Annotated in this window: 4 protein-coding genes; all 4 read right to left on the bottom strand. The window is 24.0% G+C overall.

The window, feature by feature from the left end; genetic code table 11:
- A partial coding sequence (locus V6137_RS20760; RefSeq protein ID WP_425449860.1) for a hypothetical protein occupies positions 1 to 202 on the bottom strand: 202 nt, incomplete at its 3' end.
- A 17-nt stretch (positions 203 to 219) separates the two neighbouring features.
- Positions 220 to 624: a stalk domain-containing protein gene (locus V6137_RS20765; protein ID WP_425449861.1), complete on the bottom strand. Its 405-nt coding sequence runs from the start codon at positions 622 to 624 to the stop codon at positions 220 to 222.
- 122 nt (positions 625 to 746) lie between these two features.
- Positions 747 to 1,535, bottom strand: coding sequence for a hypothetical protein (locus tag V6137_RS20770; protein WP_425449862.1), 789 nt, complete (start codon positions 1,533 to 1,535; stop codon positions 747 to 749).
- 790 nt (positions 1,536 to 2,325) lie between these two features.
- Positions 2,326 to 2,676: hypothetical protein (locus V6137_RS20775; RefSeq protein ID WP_425449863.1), on the bottom strand; the 351-nt coding region annotated here is incomplete at its 5' end.

Consider the following 2,676-nt stretch of genomic DNA (forward strand, 5'->3'; position numbering starts at 1 on the left):
CCCCATCGGTAGAAGTTAATACTGTTCCATTTGATTCTACTGCTACATATTGTCCATTTCCATAAGCTAATGTATATGCTCCTGTTGGAATTGTAGATTTTGTTTCTGTTATTACCATTTCCTCTGCAAAAGCACTAAAAGAAACTAAGTTAATTATTATGCTTAAAACTATTATAAACATTATATATTTTTTCATTTTCATAAAATTTTCCTCCTTTTTTATTGTTTTATTTTTACTTTATATCCGAATGTTTTTTCTATAAAACTAGGCTTCATGTAGCTTGTCCCATCTTTAATTATTACTAAATTATCTTTGTCTTTAAATTTACCAAGCGGTGTATAACAAGTTTTGGTATCTGGATCATAGAAAATAAAGAAACCTTCTCTTAGCCCTGCATCTATTGTAATTGTTATATATTTATTTTCTTTATCCCAAAATGTATAATGTCCTATTTTGTCGAATGTCTCTTTTAAAGGTATATACACGTTATTGTCTTTAGTAATTATATTAGTCTTAACTTCTGTTTTATCTATTTTTAATGTTATCTCTTCTGCTTCTGCTAAAACTGTAATACTTGTAGTAAATATTAATAATACTACTAATGCTAAAATAGATTTTTTCATAACACATTCCTCCTTTCATTTTGTTATTATTATATTTTATTAAAATATAACCAAAGTATAACCCAAATGTTAAAAAAGTTTGTTCTAGCACGTATTAAAAAAAGCCCTATTTTTAGGGCTTTCTAGTCTCTAAATCGTCTTCTTATATTCTTGTTATCTTTATTGTTTATTTTTCTAATTTTGCTGATAGAAATAATATTATCTTCTTCTTTTGTTTTGTTATTTTTGTTCTTTCTATCTTTGATAGGTGGTGGAATTACTATATCATCATCTTCTTCTATATATCTAGTTTCTGTGTCTCCTAAAAGATTACATTCTTGTACTTGTAGTAGCTCTTCTTCTTCTTCAACTGCTTCATTCCATATTTTAAATAATTTATCATACTTAGTTTTGTGATTAAAATGATAGTCTATTTGTATAGTTAGAAACAGTGTTCCAAAGGCAATTAGATGTGCAAAGTAATTACTAGCATATTCTATATAAAATTGATTAGAATTATAATCTTCTCCTATAAGGAAAAGTGCTAATAAGAAAAAACATTTTTTTACTATTCCATTTGTTAGAAGGGCATTTATAGGTGTATAATAAATATTTCTTTTCTTAGTTATATCTATTATTCCCTGCACTCCTAGATGATTTGTACTCCAATAGTAAATTGTACCGTAAATTATAGACAATATTGTACCACTAACAAGAGTATGGAAATAAAAATTATCTACATTCCATAAACTGTAGTAGCCGACAAGTCCTATTAGTGTTAAAATAAAAGACATTTTGTTCTCTATTCCACTTATTATAAATAATTCTCTATTAAATGTATTCTCTACTTTCTTTTTTTTATTATTAATTTCTTCTTGCTTAGATAACTCTTTATTAAATTTAAAATTAAATGGATTATATAATTTTAGCATAACACATTCCTCCTTTCATTTTGTTATATTATATTTTATGTATTTTTTATTTTTTTATAACTTTATAAACGTTATATAACCTAGTAATTTCAACACTTATAATTAATTATTAAATCTACTTTTATGGTAGCAAAATAATATTAACTTAGCAACTAAATAACTATTTAAACCCTATATAAGCCTTTTAAGGTTATTTGTTTTATTAATAATACCATAAGCCCTTTAATTGTTTTAAAGCCCTTATAATTAAAATATAAGCCTTGTCATTTATCTAAATAGTTTAAATAGTTTAAATTGTTGTATTTTAATTATAAATTTAGTTATTGTTAGCTGAATAAAAATATTAGCTTTGGCCACTCCTTGTCCATTAAAGAATTAATTTGTTTAGTTTCTTTATTCTATATACTAATTAGAATACTTCTTTAGATTATTATAATTCCTTGTATAATTGTCTTTTTTTAATGACACTACCTTCCTCTTTTTTAATGATTAAATAAATCCTTTGATGTTCCTATAAGAATACTTGTTAATATATTTACTTCTATTCTCTAGTTAAATTAATAATAAATATTTACTTATCTTCTTTAAAATATATTAACTCGATTCTCTTCTTTAATAAAATAAAAATATTATTAGTTTTTAGGAACATCTTTAAACTTAGATTCATTTATTGGTCAACATTAAATATATTAATAAATAGGCTCTAACTTACTTTATTAGTAAGGTTTATGGATTATATTAGCTTTTAAAACCTGCAAGAAATTAAATTATTTTTTTACAAAACTTTATTTTAGAAGGGTAAATCATCGGTCAAATCATTTAAATCTAATTTTTTAGGAGTAATAATCTTGAAATTACCTTCATATTCTATATCTTCTTCTTGGGTGCTAAATACCTTTTTAATTGTATTACCATGTTTTTTATTATCTTCATTATTTTTAGACTTTGGAGCTTGGAATACACTATCTGCTATATCTGTCCCTAATACTCTACTAATACTTTGTTTAGTTAAATTTCTAATAGATACTTCATTCTCTATTAATTTTTTAGCTCTCTTATTAACTTCTTTAAAGTCAATGTTGGATAGGGATAAATAGTTAATGTCAAAAATTTGATCATTCTCATACTCCATTTCGCAAGG

Origin of the sequence: Dethiothermospora halolimnae (assembly GCF_037577855.1) — a bacterium.
Taxonomy (GTDB): Bacteria; Bacillota; Clostridia; order Tissierellales; family VENL01; genus Dethiothermospora; species Dethiothermospora halolimnae.